Raw genomic sequence first — 14,857 nt, 5'->3', positions numbered from 1 at the left:
GCCTCACCCCGCGATCCGTACCGTCGTGTTGGCGCCCCAGATCGCGAGGCTCAGGAAGAAGTCGAGGACGTTGATGGCGACGATCGAGGTGCGCACCGCACGGCCCACCGCGACGCCGACACCGGCCGGTCCGCCGCCGGCGTGGTAGCCGTAGTAGCAGTGCACCAGGATGATCAGGACCGCGAAGACGATCACCTTTCCGAAGGACCACAGCACGTCGACGGGCGGCAGGTACTGGTGGAAGTAGTGGTCGTACGTGCCCGTCGACTGCCCGTAGTAGCCGGTCGTGATGGTGCGGGCGGCCAGGTACGACGAAAGCAGCCCGATCACGTACAGGGGAATGACGGCGACGAATCCGGCGATCATCCGGGTCGTCACCAGGAACGGCAGCGAGGGGACACCCATCACCTCCAGCGCGTCCGTCTCCTCGCTGATCCGCATCGCGCCGAGCTGGGCGGTGAAGCCGGCGCCGACCGTCGCGGAAAGGGCGAGCCCGGCCACCAGCGGGGCGATCTCCCGGGTGTTGAAGTACGCCGACAGGAACGCCACGAAGTTGGAGGTGCCGAGCTGGTTCAGGGCCGCGTAACCCTGGAGGCCCACCTCCGTGCCCGTGAAGAACGACAGGAAGGCGATCACACCGACGGTGCCGCCCACGACGGCCAGCGCGCCACGGCCGAAGCTCACCTCGGCCAGCAGCCGCAGGACTTCCTTCTTGTAGCGGCGCAGGGTGCGGCCCGTCCACGCCAGCGAGCGCCCGTAGAAGGAGAGTTGGGTGCCCAGCTCTTCGAGCGAGCGCAGCGGGCGGTCGAGGAGTCTTTGAGGTCCCATCGGCTAACCCCTCTGCGGGACGACCTGGAAGTACACCGCGGTCATCACGAAGTTCGTCACGAACAGCAACATGAAAGTGATCACCACCGACTGGTTGACCGCGTCCCCCACGCCCTTGGGACCGCCCTTCGCGTTCAGTCCCTTGTAGGAGGCGACGATCGCGGCGATCGCCCCGAACACCAGCGCCTTCAGCTCGGCCGCCCAGAGGTCCGACAGCTGGGCGAGGGTCGTGAAGGAGGCCAGATACGCGCCGGGCGTGCCGTGCTGGAGGATCACGTTGAAGAAATAGCCGCCCGCGACGCCCACGACCGACACCAGGCCGTTGAGGAGCACGGCCACCACCATCGAGGCCAGCACCCGCGGTACGACGAGCCGGTGGATCGGATCGATGCCGAGCACCTGCATCGCGTCGATCTCGTCCCGGATCTTGCGCGCCCCGAGGTCCGCGCAGATCGCCGTACCGCCCGCGCCCGCGATCAGCAGCGCCGTGACGATCGGCGACGCCTCCCGCAGCACCGCGAGCACGGAGGCGGCACCGGAGAAGGACTGAGCGCCCAGCTGCCGGGTGAGGCTGCCGATCTGCAGCGCGATGACCGCCCCGAACGGGATCGAGACGAGCGCCGTGGGTAGGATCGTGACGCTCGCGACGAACCACGCCTGCTGGATGAACTCCCGCGCCTGGAAGGGCCGTCGGGGCAGCGTCCGCACGACGTCCAGCGCCATCGCGAACAGGTTGCCCGAGTGCCGCAGAGCCCCGGTCGGCGACAGGCTCATGCGCCGGTCACCTCCTTCCCGCGCAGCTCGGCCTCCCGTCTCGCGATCGCCTCCCAGCGGGGCGGGCGGGTGATGTCAGGGCCAGGCAGCAGGCGGGGCGTCAGGTCCTTGATTCCGGGGCCCTCGCCGATCTGCGCCAACTCCTGTTCCACCTGGGCGGCGTCCTTCTCCTCCGCCATACCGATCGGCCCCTGCATCCGGCCGTTCAGGAACTGGCGTACGACGGGCTCGTCACTGGTCAGCAGCTGCTCACGGGGCCCGAACATCACCAGCTCGCGCCGGAACAGCAACCCGATGTTGTCGGGCACCTGGCGGGCCGAGGCGATGTCGTGCGTGACGATCAGGAAGGTCGCGTTGATCTGTGCGTTGAGGTCGACGATGAGCTGGTTGAGGTACGCAACGCGCACCGGGTCGAGTCCCGAGTCCGGCTCGTCGAAGAGGATGATCTCCGGGTCGAGCACCAGCGCCCGGGCGAGACCGGCCCGTTTGCGCATACCCCCGGAGATCTCGCCGGGCAGCTTCCCCTCGGCGCCGATCAGCCCGACCATGTCCATCTTCTCCAGCACGATCCGCCGGATCTGGCTCTCGGACCTGCGGGTGTGCTCACGCAGCGGGAAGGCGACGTTGTCGTACAGGTTCATCGAGCCGAACAGCGCGCCGTCCTGGAACAGCACCCCGAACAGCTTTCGCACCTCGTACAGGTCGTGCTCGCGCAGCCTGGTGATGTCCCGGCCCGCGACCTTCACCGAACCGCGGTCCGGCTTGAGCAGCCCGACGAGCGTCTTGAGGAACACCGACTTGCCCGTCCCCGAGGGGCCGAGCATGACCGAGACCTCCCCGGCGGGCAGGGTCAGCGAGACGTCCTGCCAGATGACCTGGTGGCCGAAGGACTTGGTCAGCCCTTCCACACAGATCTCGACACCCATCCGGTTTCACCCTTCGCCCGCGTGAGCAGCTCCGACACCTGCTCTACGGGGAGGAGCGAGGAGTCCGTCGCGGCGAAGGCCGAATTTTTTCGGACGGGTTTACGGGCGGGGCTACGGCAGCTTCACCGGCGGTGTGCTCGAGGTGGGGACGGGCAGGGAAGGGGACGGTACGGCGGCGGTGGCCGGGACCGACGGAACCGAGGGGACGGCGGAGGCGACCGGTATGTCCGGCGTGGCGGGCAGATTCACCTCGGGTACGTCGAGCACCTGCGGGACCCCGGGCGCCGACAGGTCGGCGAGCGGCGCCGACGAGACCCCCGGCAGGGACGGTACGGACAGCGGTACGAGCGATCCGTCGGCGGGCGATTCCGTCGCCCCCCGGCCGGGGGCCGCCGACGCCGTGTGCGAGGGCCTGCGCGTCTCCGGAGCGCCGATCCGGCCGGTGCTGTCGGGCCGCAGCGCCTTTGCGGTCCGGGACACGGCAGGCCGTGGAGCCGGACCGTCCCCGCCTCCGCTGCCCTCCAGTGCCTGCGGCAGGACGAGCCCCGCCACCACCAGGGTCGCCGCCGTCGAGGTGATGGCCACGGCCGGTGCCTTCCCGCCCGCTCGCGGCCGTCCGTGCCCGATCAGGAACAGCACGAGTCCGAGCGTCCCGGCCAGCGAGGCACGCAGCGTCCGCCGGGCGCGGGCCAGCAGCGACTCGACGGTCCGGTAACTGAGCCCCATCCGCACGGCGACCTGACCGACGTCCAGGTCCTCGGACTTCAGCCGCAGGGCCTCCGCCTGGCGGGCGGGGAGCTCCCCACTGCGCACGGCGAGCCACTTCGCCTCGGCCCGGTCGCACACCGCCTCCTCGACGGGCACGGGGCCCGGTGCGTGGAGGGTGGGGCTGGTGCGTACCTCGGCCTCCCGGTTGACCTGCCGGTACCGGTCGACGCACAGCCGCATCGTCACGGTCGTCAGCCAGGCGCCGAGGCGCTCGTCGTCGAGGTCCGGGCGCTCCGCGGCGCGCAGCATCGCCTCGTGCACGGCGTCCTCGGCGTCCTCCAGGCTCATCGACCTGCGCCGGGCCACCTTGAGCAACTGCTCGCGGTGGCTCCACATACGCTGCCAGCGGTCGTCGCCCGCCTGTGCCTTTGCAGCCATGGCCGCCGCCTGTGTCTCAGCAGGCATGTCCGTCGCCATGAGGGCCCCTTCGCGCTCACCCGCCGGTCCTGTGCACCCGGCGGATGGCGACATTACCGCCCAGTATCCGCGGTTGGGGAGGGGGAGGAGCGCATCAACTTCGTACCGCTGCTGGTCAGCGGGCCGGTGGGCAGCACGCCACCGGGCAGCCCGATGCCCGGGGTCGGCACGGGCAGCGGCGGCGCGTGCGTCCCCTGCGTTGCGCCCGCCGTGGGGGACGGGCTGGGGGAGGGCGGCGGAGGCGTCGCCGCCGGCGTACGGGACGGGCCGGGCCCGGGAGGGCGGTGGGACGGCTTCGGCGCGGGTTTCGGTGCGCCGGGGCGGGACGGCTCCGGCCGTGCCGGGGACGCGGTGGACAGGTCCGGCACCACCCGGTGCCCTTCGAGGAAGTACGCGTACCAGGCCCTGACCGTGCGCAGATAGGCCTCCGAGTGGTTGTAGCCGAGGATCGCCCGGTCCAGCTCGGCGGGGTCCGACAGGTCCCTCCCGCCCGCGCACAGATAGCGCCCGGCGGCGAGCGCCGCGTCGTGGACGTTGTCCGGGTCGGCCCGCCCGTCGCCGTTGCCGTCGGCACCCCAGCGGGCCCAGGTCGAGGGGATGAACTGCATCGGGCCTACCGCGCGGTCGTACACCGCGTCCCCGTCGTACGCCCCGCTGTCGGTGTCCCTGACGACGGCGAAGGCGCCCCCGTCCAGCCGGGGTCCGAGGATCGGCGTCACGGTCGTACCGTCCGCGCTCACCCGGCCGCCCCGCGCCTGCCCGGACTCGACCTGACCGATCGCGGCCAGCAGCTGCCACCGCAAGTGGCATCCGGGCGCGGTGCGCGCGAGCTCCGACTCGGCGTGCCGGTAGGCGGCGAACACGCTCGCGGGCAGGGTGCCGCCCCCTGCCCCCGGCTCCGTCTCCTTCTTCGGCTTTCCGGCCCGCAGCGGCGGGAGCGCCGTGCGGTACGGAGCGTCGCCGGACACGCTCGGACCGTGCTCGGCGGGCGCCGCCGGCCGAGCGGGCTCCGAGGCCCGTGCCGGGACGGCCCCCGGCGCCTGGGACGCGGTGAGTGCGGCCATGGCCGCAGCCGCGATCGCCGTGCCTGTGGCTCCTCTGAGTGCGCCTTTGAGCGCTCGCACTGCCACTGTGCAGTCCCCTCCCTGTACGGATCCCGTCCTGTGCTCTACGTGGCAGGACGGTGTGTCCGTCGCGGGAAGTGGGACATGTCGTCAGGATGTGCTCGTCGGTGAGCCCGGGTCGCCGGGCTCACCGAGCGCTGGGGAACCCGCTACACCATGAACGGCAAGATCATCTGGACCGAACAGCCTCTGCCGTGACCGGGGCGATGGCCGTTCCCGGTCCAGCGCGGCGGGAGAGGTCCTGTGTCGGTTAAAGTCGCTGCTACGTGCCCTCGCGGTGGGCAGGCCCGGTAAAAGCGCAGGTCAGGTCGTTTCTTGGGGGCAGTATGCGATTGAGGGTGGAGTTCACGACCGAGCCCTTCGACCTCGACGAGGCGCCCGCGCACGCGCTGGTCGCCCGTGAGGTCATCGAGGCGGCCGAGCTGGACGCCGTGGACGTCGGGCCGTTCGGCAACACCGTCGAGGGCGGTACCGACGCGGTGCTCACCGCCGTCGACGCGCTGCTGCGCAAGGCTCTGGAGGCCGGTGCCACACGGATCTCGCTGCAGGTCAACGTGATCGGGGAGGGCGAGTGACCGGCACCGGGGACGAGCCCTTCATCACGGCCGTCAAGCCGTTGGTCGACGCCATGGGGGGCGAGATGCTGCCCCCCGACCAGGCTGGCCCCGACGACGTCGTGCTCGCCTGGGAGGGCGCGGACGTCGTCGCCGTTCGCCTGCCGCAGCTCGCCGACTCGCTCGATCACATCCTGGCCGCGATGGAGCGCAAGCGCGGCAAGCCGCTGGCCGATCTCGACCGCAAGGCCAAGCAGGAGGTCGTACGGATACTGGAGGCGCGTGGCGCCTTCTCCGTACGGCACGGCGTGGAGACCGTGGCGAACGCCCTCGGCGTGAGCCGCTTCACCGTCTACAACTACCTCAATCGCGAGAAAGAGGCCTGATCAGGGCCGCTGTCCCGTACGACGTGCCGCCGCCCGCAGCAGGCGGCGGCACGTCGTCATCCGGCTTTCGTAACCCGGAATTTTCAACAAAGTGTTGACGACGTGTTTCGGAGGGCGTTAGCTATCGGCAGCCCGTTCAGTACGACGGCCGTTCGCGGCCACGGAGGCTCCCGTGACGTCGACTTCCACGCCCCCGGGCCTGGCCCGGTTCAACGCCCTGGCGGAGCACGCGGCCTTCGCCGCCCTGCACGAGGCGTGCGCGTCCACGGTATGGGCGAAACGGCTGCTCAGTGCCCGTCCCTACGCCGGCGCCGACGACCTGTACGCCGCCAGTGACGCCGCGTTGGCCGAGCTGACCACGGCGGACCTTCAGGAGGCGATGGCAGGGCACCCGCCGATCGGCCGTCCCAAGGCCGGGGACCCCACCTCGGCCCGGGAACAGCGCGGCATGGCCGGCGCCTCCGAGGAGCTGAGGGCGGAGATGCTCGAACTCAACCTGGCCTACCAGGAGAAGTTCGGCCATGTCTTCCTGATCTGTGCGACCGGCAGGACCGGCGAGCAGATGCGCGACGCGCTCAAGGAGCGGATCGGCAACGCGCCGGAGCAGGAGCGGGAGATCGTCCGGACCGAGCTCGGCGAGATCAACCGCCTCCGGCTGGCCCGCATCGTCGAAGAGGACTGAGAGCAGATGAGCACCAGCACGACCGCCTCGGTGTCCACGCACATCCTGGACACCAGCATCGGCCGCCCCGCCGAGGGCGTCGCCGTCCGCCTCGCGGCCCGCAGCGGACGCGACGCGGACTGGCAGGCGCTCGGCGGCTCAGCCACCGACGCGGACGGGCGGTGCAAGGACCTCCCGGCCCTGCCGGAGGGGACGACCCACGTACGGCTCGACTTCGCCGTCGAGGCGTATTTCGAGAAGTTCGAGAAGAAACAAGCCGATGCGCAGCAGGACGCCCCCGCGAATCGGGACAGCGGTGCCCAAGGAGCGTTCTTCCCGGAGGTGACGATCACGTTCGCCGTCGTGCCGGGCGAGCGCTACCACGTACCGCTGCTGCTCAACCCGTTCGGCTACTCCGTTTACCGAGGGAGCTAGCTACAGATGCCCACCATTCTGGGACAGAACCAGTACGGCAAGGCCGAGAACCGAGTCGTCAAGATCACGCGGGACGGCGCCACCCACCACATCAAGGACCTGGACGTGTCGGTGTCGCTCTCCGGCGACATGGACGAGGTCCACTACTCCGGCTCGAACGCCCACGTGCTGCCGACCGACAGCACCAAGAACACGGTGTACGCGTTCGCCAAGGAGTACGGCATCGAGTCCGCCGAGCAGTTCGGCATCCACCTCGCCCGGCACTTCGTGACCTCGCAGGAGCCCATCCACCGGGCCCGCATCCGCATCGAGGAGTACGCCTGGGAGCGCATCGAGCACTCCGGGAAGGGCGCGCACTCCTTCGTCCGCAGGGGCCAGGAGACTCGGCTGACCCATATCACGTACGACGGCTCGTCGTGGGAGGTCGTCTCCGGTCTCAAGGACCTCGTCGTGATGAACTCGACCGACTCCGAGTTCTGGGGCTACGTCAAGGACAAGTACACGACGCTGCCCGAGGCCTACGACCGTATCCTCGCCACCCAGGTCTCCGGCCGCTGGCGGTTCGGCTGGAGTGACGACGAGCAGCAGATGCCCGACTGGGAGGCGTCCTACGAGCAGACCAAGAGGCACATGCTCCAGGCCTTCGCCGAGACGTACTCCCTCTCCTTGCAGCAGACGCTGTACCAGATGGGCGCGCGCATCATCGACAACCGCGACGAGATCGACGAGGTCCGCTTCTCGCTGCCGAACAAGCACCACTTCCTCGTGGACCTGGAGCCGTTCGGGCTGAAAAACGAGAACGAGGTGTACTTCGCCGCCGACCGCCCGTACGGCCTGATCGAGGCCACCATCCTGCGGGACGGCTGCGAGGCGAGGATTCCGGTGGACCTGACCAACCTCTGACCCCCCTTTCGGCACCGTGACCAGGGGAGCCCGGCTCCCCGGTTGCGGCACTCAAAACTCCCAGGGTCCTGCCGTGCCCTCTCCACACAGCGAAAAGGACGAACCATGGCAGCAGCCCAGCGCATCGTCATCGAGAACTGTGCGATCGCGACCGTGGACAGCGCCGACACCGAGTACGGCTCGGGGCACGTCGTCGTCGTCGGCAACCGCATCGAGGCGCTCGGCGCGGGAAAGGCGCCCGAGGGCCTGGAGAACGTCGTACGCCGCATCGACGCCTCGGGCCACCTCGTGACCCCGGGCCTGGTCAACACCCATCACCACTTCTACCAGTGGATCACCCGGGGCCTGGCCACGGACCACAACCTCTTCAACTGGCTCGTCGCGCTGTACCCGACCTGGGCGCGCATCGACGAGAGGATGGTGTACGCGGCCGCACAGGGCTCACTGGCCATGATGGCCCGCGGCGGCGTGACCTGTGCCATGGACCACCACTACGTCTACCCGCAGGGCTCCGGCGACCTCTCCGGCGCCATCATCCGCGCCGCCCGCGAGACGGGCGTCCGTTTCACCCTGGCCCGCGGCTCCATGGACCGCGGCGAGAAGGACGGCGGCCTGCCGCCGGACTTCGCCGTGGAGACCCTGGAAGGCGCGCTGGCCGCGACCGAGGCGACCGTCGACGAGCACCACGACCCCTCCTTCGACGCCATGACCCAGGTGGCCGTGGCCCCCTGCTCCCCGTTCTCGGTCTCGACCGAACTCCTGAGGCAGGGCGCCGAACTGGCGCGGCGCAAGGGTGTGCGGCTGCACACCCACGGCTCGGAGACAGTGGAGGAGGAGAAGTTCTGCCACGAGCTGTTCGGCATGGGCCCGACCGACTACTTCGAGTCCACCGGCTGGCTCGGTGAGGACGTGTGGATGGCGCACTGCGTCCACATGAACGAATCCGACATCGCCGCCTTCGCCCGTACGAGGACGGGGGTCGCCCACTGCCCGTCGTCCAACGCCCGCCTTGCGGCCGGCATCGCACGGGTCCCCGACATGCTGGCGGCCGGCGTCCCGGTCGGCCTCGGCGTCGACGGCACCGCGTCCAACGAGTCCGGCGAACTCCACACCGAACTGCGCAACGCACTCCTCATCAACCGCCTGGGCGTCCATCGCGAGGCCGCCCTGAACGCCCGTCAGGCGCTGCGCCTCGGTACGTACGGGGGTGCCCAGGTCCTGGGCCGCTCGGCGGAGATCGGCTCCCTGGAGCCGGGCAAGCTCGCCGACCTCGTGCTGTGGAGGCTTGACACGCTGGCCCACGCCTCGATCGCCGACCCGGTGACCGCCCTGGTCTTCGGCGCCGCGGCCCCGGTCACGGCCTCCTTCGTGAACGGCCGCCAGATCGTCGAGAACGGCCGCCTGCTGCACGTCGACGAGGACGCGATCGCCCGCTCCACGCGGGAAGAGGCCCAGCGCCTGGCGCGGATCGCCGCGCAGGGCTGAGCGCCGTACTCGCTCGTGACGTACGGCAGTCGAACTCCGGCCGGGAGGGACGGCTCCCGGCCGGTGGCCGTGGACCCGAGCGGGGCCCACGGCGGCCGTGCCCGGGGCGCGTGTGGACGCGCGCGCCCCGGAACGGTCACCGTCCCCCGGTCCCGCACGACCGTGCACCACCTCCCTGAAACCCGCGTCAGAGCCGACGCGTCACCCGACCGGAGGAGCCGCCGTGTCCGCACCATCAGTCCACGAGACCCACCCCGTTGACGAGAGACTCCCCGCCCTCAAGATGGCGACCACCGGTCTGCAACATGTGGCCGCCATGTACGCCGGAGTCGTCGCCCCGCCGCTCATCGTCGGCGCGGCCATCGGCCTCTCCGGCACCGACCTCACCTTCCTCACCGGCGCCTGCCTGTTCACCGCGGGCCTGGCCACCCTTCCTGCAGACTCTGGGCATCTGGAAGATCGGCGCCCGGCTGCCCTTCGTCGACGGCGTCACGTTCGCCGGCGTCGCCCCCATGACCGCGGTCGTCGCCACCGGCGGCGGCTTCCTGGTTCTGATGGGCCTGTGCCCGATGGCCGCCTCGCTCATCGCGGTCGTACCGCGCCCGGTGCTCGGCGGCGCGGGTGTGGTCCTGTTCGGCTCGGTGGCGGCGAGCGGCATCCAGACCCTCGTCCGGGGCGGGCCTGGAGAAGGACAACAATGTGCTGATCGTGGCCGTCTCACTGGCCGTCGGCATCATCCCCATCACGGCGCCGCACTTCTACCACGCGTTCCCGCAGACGGCCCGGATCGTCCTTGACTCCGGCATCTCGACCGGGTGCGTGGCGGCGGTGGTTCTGAACATGGTCTTCAACCACCTCGGCAGGGGAAGCGACGCCCAGGACGTGACCCATCCGTTGGAGACGGGCGAGGAGATCGCGGCCGCGCACTGATCCCGTTCGCCCTGGGGGGCCGTGCCTACGCGGGACCCGGCCACGTCATGAGGTTGGCGAACAACTCCGCCTGCTCGACGGCGTCGTCGAGGGCGTGGTGACTGTGGCGACGCCGCGACAGCAGGTGGCGCGGCATCGTGCCCTTGGCGACCGCGCGCAGTGGGAGGCCCGCCTTCGTCGCGTACAGCGTCTTCATGTCCAGGCAGCCCGAGTGGCCGAAGGGGCTCGCCCCGGTGAAGCGGATCAGGTACCAGTACAGGAACGTCCAGTCGTAGGACGCGGGGTAGCCGCACATCACCGGCTGGGCGCCCGCGCTCACCTCATGCACCCATCTGGTGAAATCACGCAGTGCGGTGGCCGGTTCTGTGCCCTCGGTCTTCAGCCGCTCCCGGTCGAGGCCGCTGACCGCGAGCGCCTCAGGGACGAACTCCTCGCTGACCGGACGCAGTTCGCGGTAGAAGGTGTGTTCCTCCGGGTCGGCCGCGGTGAACCCCTCGGCGTCCTGGCGGCCGGCCACGGCCGCGCCCAGACTCAGCATGGAGTAGGGGCCCGGAATCGGGCCGTCAGCCTCGATGTCCACGGAGATGTAGAGGCTCGGCTTGATGGTTCGTGGTGCCATGGAGGTGCAGCATGTCAGCCGGAGCCCACCGCCCGCATCCGATATCAACCCCTGCTCAGCGTCTGCCAGGGCAGGGCGGCAAGCAGATGTTCGGGCGGCCCCGAGGGGCCGGAGCGGGCCGTAGGGCCCGCCCCCGCGCCATCAGAGGCCGAACAGCTCCGGCCGGGCGGCCAGCGCCCGGAAGTACCCCTGCGAGTCGGCCACCAGCCTGCGCTCCTTGAGGTCCATCAGTCCGCCGACCGACGCGATCTCGGCGGAGACCGTGCCGTCCGCCTTGCGTATCGTCTGCGCGACCCGGAACGTCTTGCCCTCGCCCCACTGGAAGGCGCACGTCACCTCCACCTCCTCGCCCGCGCGCAGCTCCCGCAGATAGCGGATCGTCGTCTCCAGGACCACCGGCCCGACCCCCTTGGCGAGCAGCTCGGACGGTCCCACGCCGGCGGCCTGGAGAATGCTCCAGCGTGCGTGCTCCGCGTACTGCAGATACACGCTCTGGTTGAGGTGTCCCAGGGAATCGGTCTCGTACCCGCGGACGGTGACCCCGACGGAGAACGGCTCTGCGGCGTGCTCGGTCATGCTCTTCCTCCAAGGTGACGGCGCCGGACGTGGCGACGTACGAATGTACGTCAAGGCTGTGTGCGCTGATCGTCCGACCGTGTCAACTCCCGCCGGGCGCCAGGCAGTTCACGCCATATGCGGCTCATATGCGCCGCGGCGACGCCAGCACGTACCGGGCCCGGGTCCGCGGCTGGGTGTGCTCGCTCACCTGCCAGCCCGCCCGCTCCAGCGTTGCCGCGCAGGCGCGCAGTGCCGTCAGGTCCTCTTCGTACACGGCGACCGCTTCCGGCTGCGGTGTCCCGCGTACCCGGTAGCCGTCGCCGTCGCCCGTCGCGGGCCGGTGTTCCGCCGCCTCCAGTGCCAGCGCGGCGGCCCGTACCAGATGCGTACGCTCCCAGCCGCAGGGACGGTCCGTCGCACCGTCCGGGTTCGTCATCCGGCGCAGTTCCAGCAGCCCCTCCCAGGCGCCGCGCACCTCACGCAGCCGGGCCGGCCCGGTGTCCGGTGACTCCTCACCGCCGACACGCGCGGCGAACACACCGCTGTCCGGGGGTGCCGCGGCTGCCGCCGCCGGCTCCTGGGCGGGCGCCTCCCGTATGCGATGCCCCGCCGGGGTCAGGAAGTGGTCGTGCGGCGGACGCGGATGCCGGAAGGCAAGGCCCCGCTGGACCAGCGCGGCGAGCTGGGTGTCCGTCCCCTCGAGCCGCCCGGTCACGGGATCGGCGGCGTCGATGACACGCCGCTGCGCGGCGGTCGGCGGTCGGGTCACGGCGTGCTCCTTCCCGCGGGGCGGACCGGACCGGGGACCGGCGTCCGGGTCACCCGGTCAGTGCTCGTCGGGCCCCGCCTCCCCCGCCGAGAGGGACCCATGGGAACAGTACGCGTCGGGTCTGACATTCCAGCCGGCCACGACATGGCGGCGGTGCTCCGTGCTCAGCCGGCTCACCGTCCCCGTGGAGAGCTGGAACAGCGCGCCCGCCGAGGCGGGCAGCCCGAGGCGCCGTGCGGTCAGCACCCGCAGGAAGTGGCCGTGCGAGACGACGACCACGCTGCCCTCGGCGTCGCCGAGCGCCGCGTCGATCTTGGCGAGCATGCGCTCCGCACGCGCCCCCACCTCGTCGGGGCTCTCCCCGGGGTGCTCGGGCGGGCCGGGTGCGACGCCGTCCGTGAACAGGAACCAGTCCGGCCGCGTCCGGTGGATCTCGACGGTGGTGACCCCCTCGTAGCCGCCGTAGTCCCACTCGGACAGGTCCGCGTCGACGCGCGCCCCGCCGATCCCGGCCAGCCGGGCCGTCTCGCGTGCCCGCTCCATCGGGCTGACGAACGCCGCAGCGATGTGATGCCGCGCGATCAGCGGAGCCAGCCGACGTGCCTGCTCCCGGCCGTTGTCGGTGAGCCGGACGTCGGTCCGTCCGGTGTGCCGCCCGGACAACGACCACTCGGTCTCACCGTGCCGGACGAGAATGAGGTCGCCCACGCCGTGCCCTTCCTGTTCCGCTTACCGGCACCGTGTCACACACATGCGGCGGTGGCAGGACGGATTGGGCCAGACGGCCGCCGTCTACTGACGGTACCCGCTCAGGAACCGTCCGATCCGTCCGATCGCGGCCTCCAGGTCGTCCGCGTGGGGGAGGGTGAGGATCCGGAAGTGGTCGGGGGTCGGCCAGTTGAAGCCCGTGCCCTGGACCACCTGGATCTTCTCCCGCAGCAGCAGGTCCAGGACGAACTTCTCGTCGTCGTGGATCCTGTGCACCTCGGGGTCGAGGCGCGGGAACGCGTACAGCGCGCCCTTCGGCTTCACGCACGTCACGCCGGGGATCTCGTTGAGCTTCTCCCATGCCACGTCGCGCTGCTCGTGGAGGCGGCCGCCCGGGGCGGTCAGCTCGTCGATGGACTGGCGGCCGCCGAGCGCGGCCTGGATGGCGTACTGGGCGGGGGCGTTGGCGCACAGCCGCATGGAGGCCAGCATCGTCAGGCCCTCCAGGTAGTTGCGGGCGTGCTGCCTGGGGCCCGTCACGACCAGCCAGCCGGAGCGGAAGCCCGCCACGCGGTAGGTCTTCGACAGGCCGCAGAAAGTGAGGACCACCAGGTCGGGGGCGAGGGCGGCGGCCGAGTGGTGCACGGCGTCGTCGTACAGGATCTGGTCGTAGATCTCGTCCGCGAAGACCATCAGGCCGTGCCGGCGGGCGAGGTCGAGGATGCCCTCGACGACCTCCTTCGGGTAGACCGCGCCCGTCGGGTTGTTGGGGTTGATGATCACGACGGCCTTCGTGCGGTCCGTGATCTTCGACGCCATGTCGTCCAGGTCCGGGTACCAGTCGGCCTGTTCGTCGCACAGGTAGTGCACGGCCTTGCCGCCCGCGAGGGTGGTCACGGCCGTCCACAGGGGGAAGTCCGGTGCGGGGATGAGGATCTCGTCGCCGTCCTCCACCAGCGCCTGTACGGCCATGGAGACCAACTCGGAGACACCGTTGCCGAGGAAGACGTCGTCGACACCGACCTCCAGGCCCCGCTCCTGGTAGCGCTGGGCGACCGCGCGGCGGGCGGAGAGGATGCCGCGCGAGTCCGTGTAGCCGTGCGCCTGCGGCAGCATCCGGATCATGTCCTGGAGGATCTCCTCCGGCGCCTCGAAGCCGAAGAGCGCGGGGTTGCCGGTGTTGAGGCGCAGCACGCTGTGGCCCGCCTCCTCCAGCGCGTTCGCGTGCTCGATCACCGGGCCGCGGATCTCGTAACAGACCTCGCTGAGCTTGCTCGACTGCCGGAACTCCATGCGCCGCTTCCCCTCCGGTATCTGGTGTTGCTTGGTTTTACCAAGCGGGAGCTTGGAAAGTCCAACAACATGTCTAGACTGCGTCGCATGTCACCTCGCCGAAGCTACGACCAGTACTGCTCCACGGCCCGGGCCCTCGATGCCGTCGGCGACCGCTGGACCCTCCTGATCGTCCGTGAGCTGCTCGCAGGACCGCGCCGCTACACCGACCTGCACGCGGACCTGCCGGGTGTGAGTACGGACGTCCTGGCGTCCCGGCTGAAGGACATGGAGCGCGACGGGCTGACCACGCGGCGCCGACTGCCGCCGCCCGGGGCGGCGTTCGTGTACGAACTCACCCCCCGTGGGAGGGATTTGCTGCCGGTGATCCAGGCGCTCGGGGTGTGGGGCGCGCCAGCGCTGGCGGAGCGCGGGCCGAGGGACGCGGTACGCGCGCACTGGTTCGCGCTGCCGCTGCTGCGCTCGCTGGAGGGCGAAGGGCTGGTCGAAGTGCGGCTGGACGAGGGCGTGTTCCATCTGTGGCCGGGTGCCGAGGACGGCCCGGTGTACGGCGACGGACCGGCCCCCGAGGAGCCCGACGCCCGGCTGACCCTCGACGCGGAGACGTGCGCCGCCTTGGACCGCGGCTTCTTGACGTTCGATCAGGCCGTACGGGACGGACGTGTCGAGGTGTCGGGGGAGGGCATGCTGGCGAAGGTGTTGCGCGGGGATTGAGGCGC

Annotated in this window: 17 protein-coding genes and 1 pseudogene; 8 read left to right on the top strand and 10 right to left on the bottom strand. The window is 70.7% G+C overall.

The window, feature by feature from the left end; translation table 11 throughout:
- Nucleotides 1-3: 3 nt before the first annotated feature.
- The 5 genes from ACZ3TS_RS25625 to ACZ3TS_RS25605 all read right to left on the bottom strand — a co-directional run bounded on the left by ACZ3TS_RS25625 (nucleotide 4) and on the right by ACZ3TS_RS25605 (nucleotide 4,681).
- Nucleotides 4-828 (bottom strand): MlaE family ABC transporter permease, encoded by an 825-nt coding sequence (locus ACZ3TS_RS25625; protein ID WP_467622042.1) that lies wholly within the window; start codon nucleotides 826-828, stop codon nucleotides 4-6.
- Nucleotides 829-831: 3 nt separating this feature from the next.
- Nucleotides 832-1,602, bottom strand: a complete 771-nt coding sequence (locus ACZ3TS_RS25620) for an MlaE family ABC transporter permease (RefSeq protein WP_467622039.1) — start codon at nucleotides 1,600-1,602, stop codon at nucleotides 832-834.
- Entirely contained in the window at nucleotides 1,599-2,528 is a 930-nt protein-coding gene (locus ACZ3TS_RS25615; RefSeq protein WP_467622037.1) for an ABC transporter ATP-binding protein, read from the bottom strand. The genes ACZ3TS_RS25620 and ACZ3TS_RS25615 overlap by 4 nt, the downstream gene beginning before the upstream one ends.
- Nucleotides 2,529-2,639: 111 nt before the next feature.
- Entirely contained in the window at nucleotides 2,640-3,701 is a 1,062-nt protein-coding gene (locus ACZ3TS_RS25610; protein ID WP_467622034.1) for an RNA polymerase sigma factor, read from the bottom strand.
- Between the two features lie 65 nt (nucleotides 3,702-3,766).
- Nucleotides 3,767-4,681, bottom strand: a complete 915-nt coding sequence (locus tag ACZ3TS_RS25605; protein WP_467622031.1) for a lytic transglycosylase domain-containing protein — start codon at nucleotides 4,679-4,681, stop codon at nucleotides 3,767-3,769.
- 482 nt (nucleotides 4,682-5,163) lie between these two features.
- Here ACZ3TS_RS25605 and ACZ3TS_RS25600 point away from each other — a divergent pair, with 482 nt between their 5' ends.
- The 7 genes and pseudogenes from ACZ3TS_RS25600 (at nucleotide 5,164) to ACZ3TS_RS25570 (ending at nucleotide 10,191) form a co-directional block, all read left to right on the top strand.
- Complete coding sequence (locus ACZ3TS_RS25600) at nucleotides 5,164-5,412, top strand: thiamine-binding protein (protein WP_467622028.1); 249 nt, start codon at nucleotides 5,164-5,166, stop codon at nucleotides 5,410-5,412.
- Entirely contained in the window at nucleotides 5,409-5,777 is a 369-nt protein-coding gene (locus ACZ3TS_RS25595; protein ID WP_467622025.1) for a helix-turn-helix domain-containing protein, read from the top strand. Before ACZ3TS_RS25600 ends, ACZ3TS_RS25595 begins: the two co-directional genes overlap by 4 nt.
- A gap of 172 nt (nucleotides 5,778-5,949) precedes the next feature.
- Nucleotides 5,950-6,459, top strand: coding sequence for a 2-oxo-4-hydroxy-4-carboxy-5-ureidoimidazoline decarboxylase (uraD, locus tag ACZ3TS_RS25590; RefSeq protein WP_467622022.1), 510 nt, complete (start codon nucleotides 5,950-5,952; stop codon nucleotides 6,457-6,459).
- 6 nt (nucleotides 6,460-6,465) lie between these two features.
- Nucleotides 6,466-6,873, top strand: coding sequence for a hydroxyisourate hydrolase (gene uraH, locus ACZ3TS_RS25585; RefSeq protein ID WP_467622019.1), 408 nt, complete (start codon nucleotides 6,466-6,468; stop codon nucleotides 6,871-6,873).
- A 6-nt stretch (nucleotides 6,874-6,879) separates the two neighbouring features.
- Nucleotides 6,880-7,776, top strand: coding sequence for a factor-independent urate hydroxylase (gene pucL / locus ACZ3TS_RS25580; RefSeq protein WP_467622016.1), 897 nt, complete (start codon nucleotides 6,880-6,882; stop codon nucleotides 7,774-7,776).
- Between the two features lie 105 nt (nucleotides 7,777-7,881).
- Nucleotides 7,882-9,261 (top strand): 8-oxoguanine deaminase, encoded by a 1,380-nt coding sequence (locus ACZ3TS_RS25575; RefSeq protein ID WP_467622013.1) that lies wholly within the window; start codon nucleotides 7,882-7,884, stop codon nucleotides 9,259-9,261.
- Between the two features lie 283 nt (nucleotides 9,262-9,544).
- Nucleotides 9,545-10,191 (top strand): annotated as a pseudogene (locus ACZ3TS_RS25570) (solute carrier family 23 protein).
- A gap of 25 nt (nucleotides 10,192-10,216) precedes the next feature.
- On the opposite strand, the gene ACZ3TS_RS25565 reads toward ACZ3TS_RS25570, so the two are convergent.
- The 5 genes from ACZ3TS_RS25565 to ACZ3TS_RS25545 form a co-directional block, all read right to left on the bottom strand.
- On the bottom strand, nucleotides 10,217-10,810 hold the full coding sequence (locus ACZ3TS_RS25565) for a 3'-5' exonuclease (protein ID WP_467622010.1): 594 nt from the start codon (nucleotides 10,808-10,810) through the stop codon (nucleotides 10,217-10,219).
- A gap of 141 nt (nucleotides 10,811-10,951) precedes the next feature.
- Nucleotides 10,952-11,386, bottom strand: a complete 435-nt coding sequence (locus ACZ3TS_RS25560; RefSeq protein WP_467622007.1) for an acyl-CoA thioesterase — start codon at nucleotides 11,384-11,386, stop codon at nucleotides 10,952-10,954.
- Between the two features lie 124 nt (nucleotides 11,387-11,510).
- The gene (locus ACZ3TS_RS25555; RefSeq protein ID WP_467622004.1) at nucleotides 11,511-12,137 is read right to left on the bottom strand and encodes a hypothetical protein; all 627 of its coding nucleotides are present in this window, start codon (nucleotides 12,135-12,137) and stop codon (nucleotides 11,511-11,513) included.
- Nucleotides 12,138-12,194: 57 nt separating this feature from the next.
- Nucleotides 12,195-12,845 carry a histidine phosphatase family protein gene (locus tag ACZ3TS_RS25550; protein ID WP_467622001.1) on the bottom strand — a complete coding sequence of 217 codons (651 nt, stop codon included), beginning with the start codon at nucleotides 12,843-12,845 and terminating at the stop codon, nucleotides 12,195-12,197.
- 84 nt (nucleotides 12,846-12,929) lie between these two features.
- Nucleotides 12,930-14,138 carry a pyridoxal phosphate-dependent aminotransferase gene (locus ACZ3TS_RS25545; RefSeq protein ID WP_467621996.1) on the bottom strand — a complete coding sequence of 403 codons (1,209 nt, stop codon included), beginning with the start codon at nucleotides 14,136-14,138 and terminating at the stop codon, nucleotides 12,930-12,932.
- A gap of 87 nt (nucleotides 14,139-14,225) precedes the next feature.
- Between ACZ3TS_RS25545 and ACZ3TS_RS25540 the strand changes: the two genes are divergently transcribed.
- Nucleotides 14,226-14,852, top strand: a complete 627-nt coding sequence (locus ACZ3TS_RS25540; RefSeq protein ID WP_467621993.1) for a winged helix-turn-helix transcriptional regulator — start codon at nucleotides 14,226-14,228, stop codon at nucleotides 14,850-14,852.
- Nucleotides 14,853-14,857: the final 5 nt, after the last annotated feature.

It is taken from the genome of Streptomyces sp. NPDC022910 (assembly GCF_055561075.1).
This window is presented reverse-complemented; position numbering and strand designations above follow the sequence as displayed.

Coding starts and splice junctions, on each gene's coding strand:
- ACZ3TS_RS25625 (WP_467622042.1), bottom strand. CDS start 828: ATGGGACCTCAAAGACTCCTCGACCGCCCGCTGCGCTCGCTCGAAGAG.
- ACZ3TS_RS25620 (WP_467622039.1), bottom strand. CDS start 1,602: ATGAGCCTGTCGCCGACCGGGGCTCTGCGGCACTCGGGCAACCTGTTC.
- ACZ3TS_RS25615 (WP_467622037.1), bottom strand. CDS start 2,528: ATGGGTGTCGAGATCTGTGTGGAAGGGCTGACCAAGTCCTTCGGCCAC.
- ACZ3TS_RS25610 (WP_467622034.1), bottom strand. CDS start 3,701: ATGCCTGCTGAGACACAGGCGGCGGCCATGGCTGCAAAGGCACAGGCG.
- ACZ3TS_RS25600 (WP_467622028.1), top strand. CDS start 5,164: ATGCGATTGAGGGTGGAGTTCACGACCGAGCCCTTCGACCTCGACGAG.
- uraH (WP_467622019.1), top strand. CDS start 6,466: ATGAGCACCAGCACGACCGCCTCGGTGTCCACGCACATCCTGGACACC.
- pucL (WP_467622016.1), top strand. CDS start 6,880: ATGCCCACCATTCTGGGACAGAACCAGTACGGCAAGGCCGAGAACCGA.
- ACZ3TS_RS25575 (WP_467622013.1), top strand. CDS start 7,882: ATGGCAGCAGCCCAGCGCATCGTCATCGAGAACTGTGCGATCGCGACC.
- ACZ3TS_RS25565 (WP_467622010.1), bottom strand. CDS start 10,810: ATGGCACCACGAACCATCAAGCCGAGCCTCTACATCTCCGTGGACATC.
- ACZ3TS_RS25560 (WP_467622007.1), bottom strand. CDS start 11,386: ATGACCGAGCACGCCGCAGAGCCGTTCTCCGTCGGGGTCACCGTCCGC.
- ACZ3TS_RS25545 (WP_467621996.1), bottom strand. CDS start 14,138: ATGGAGTTCCGGCAGTCGAGCAAGCTCAGCGAGGTCTGTTACGAGATC.
- ACZ3TS_RS25540 (WP_467621993.1), top strand. CDS start 14,226: ATGTCACCTCGCCGAAGCTACGACCAGTACTGCTCCACGGCCCGGGCC.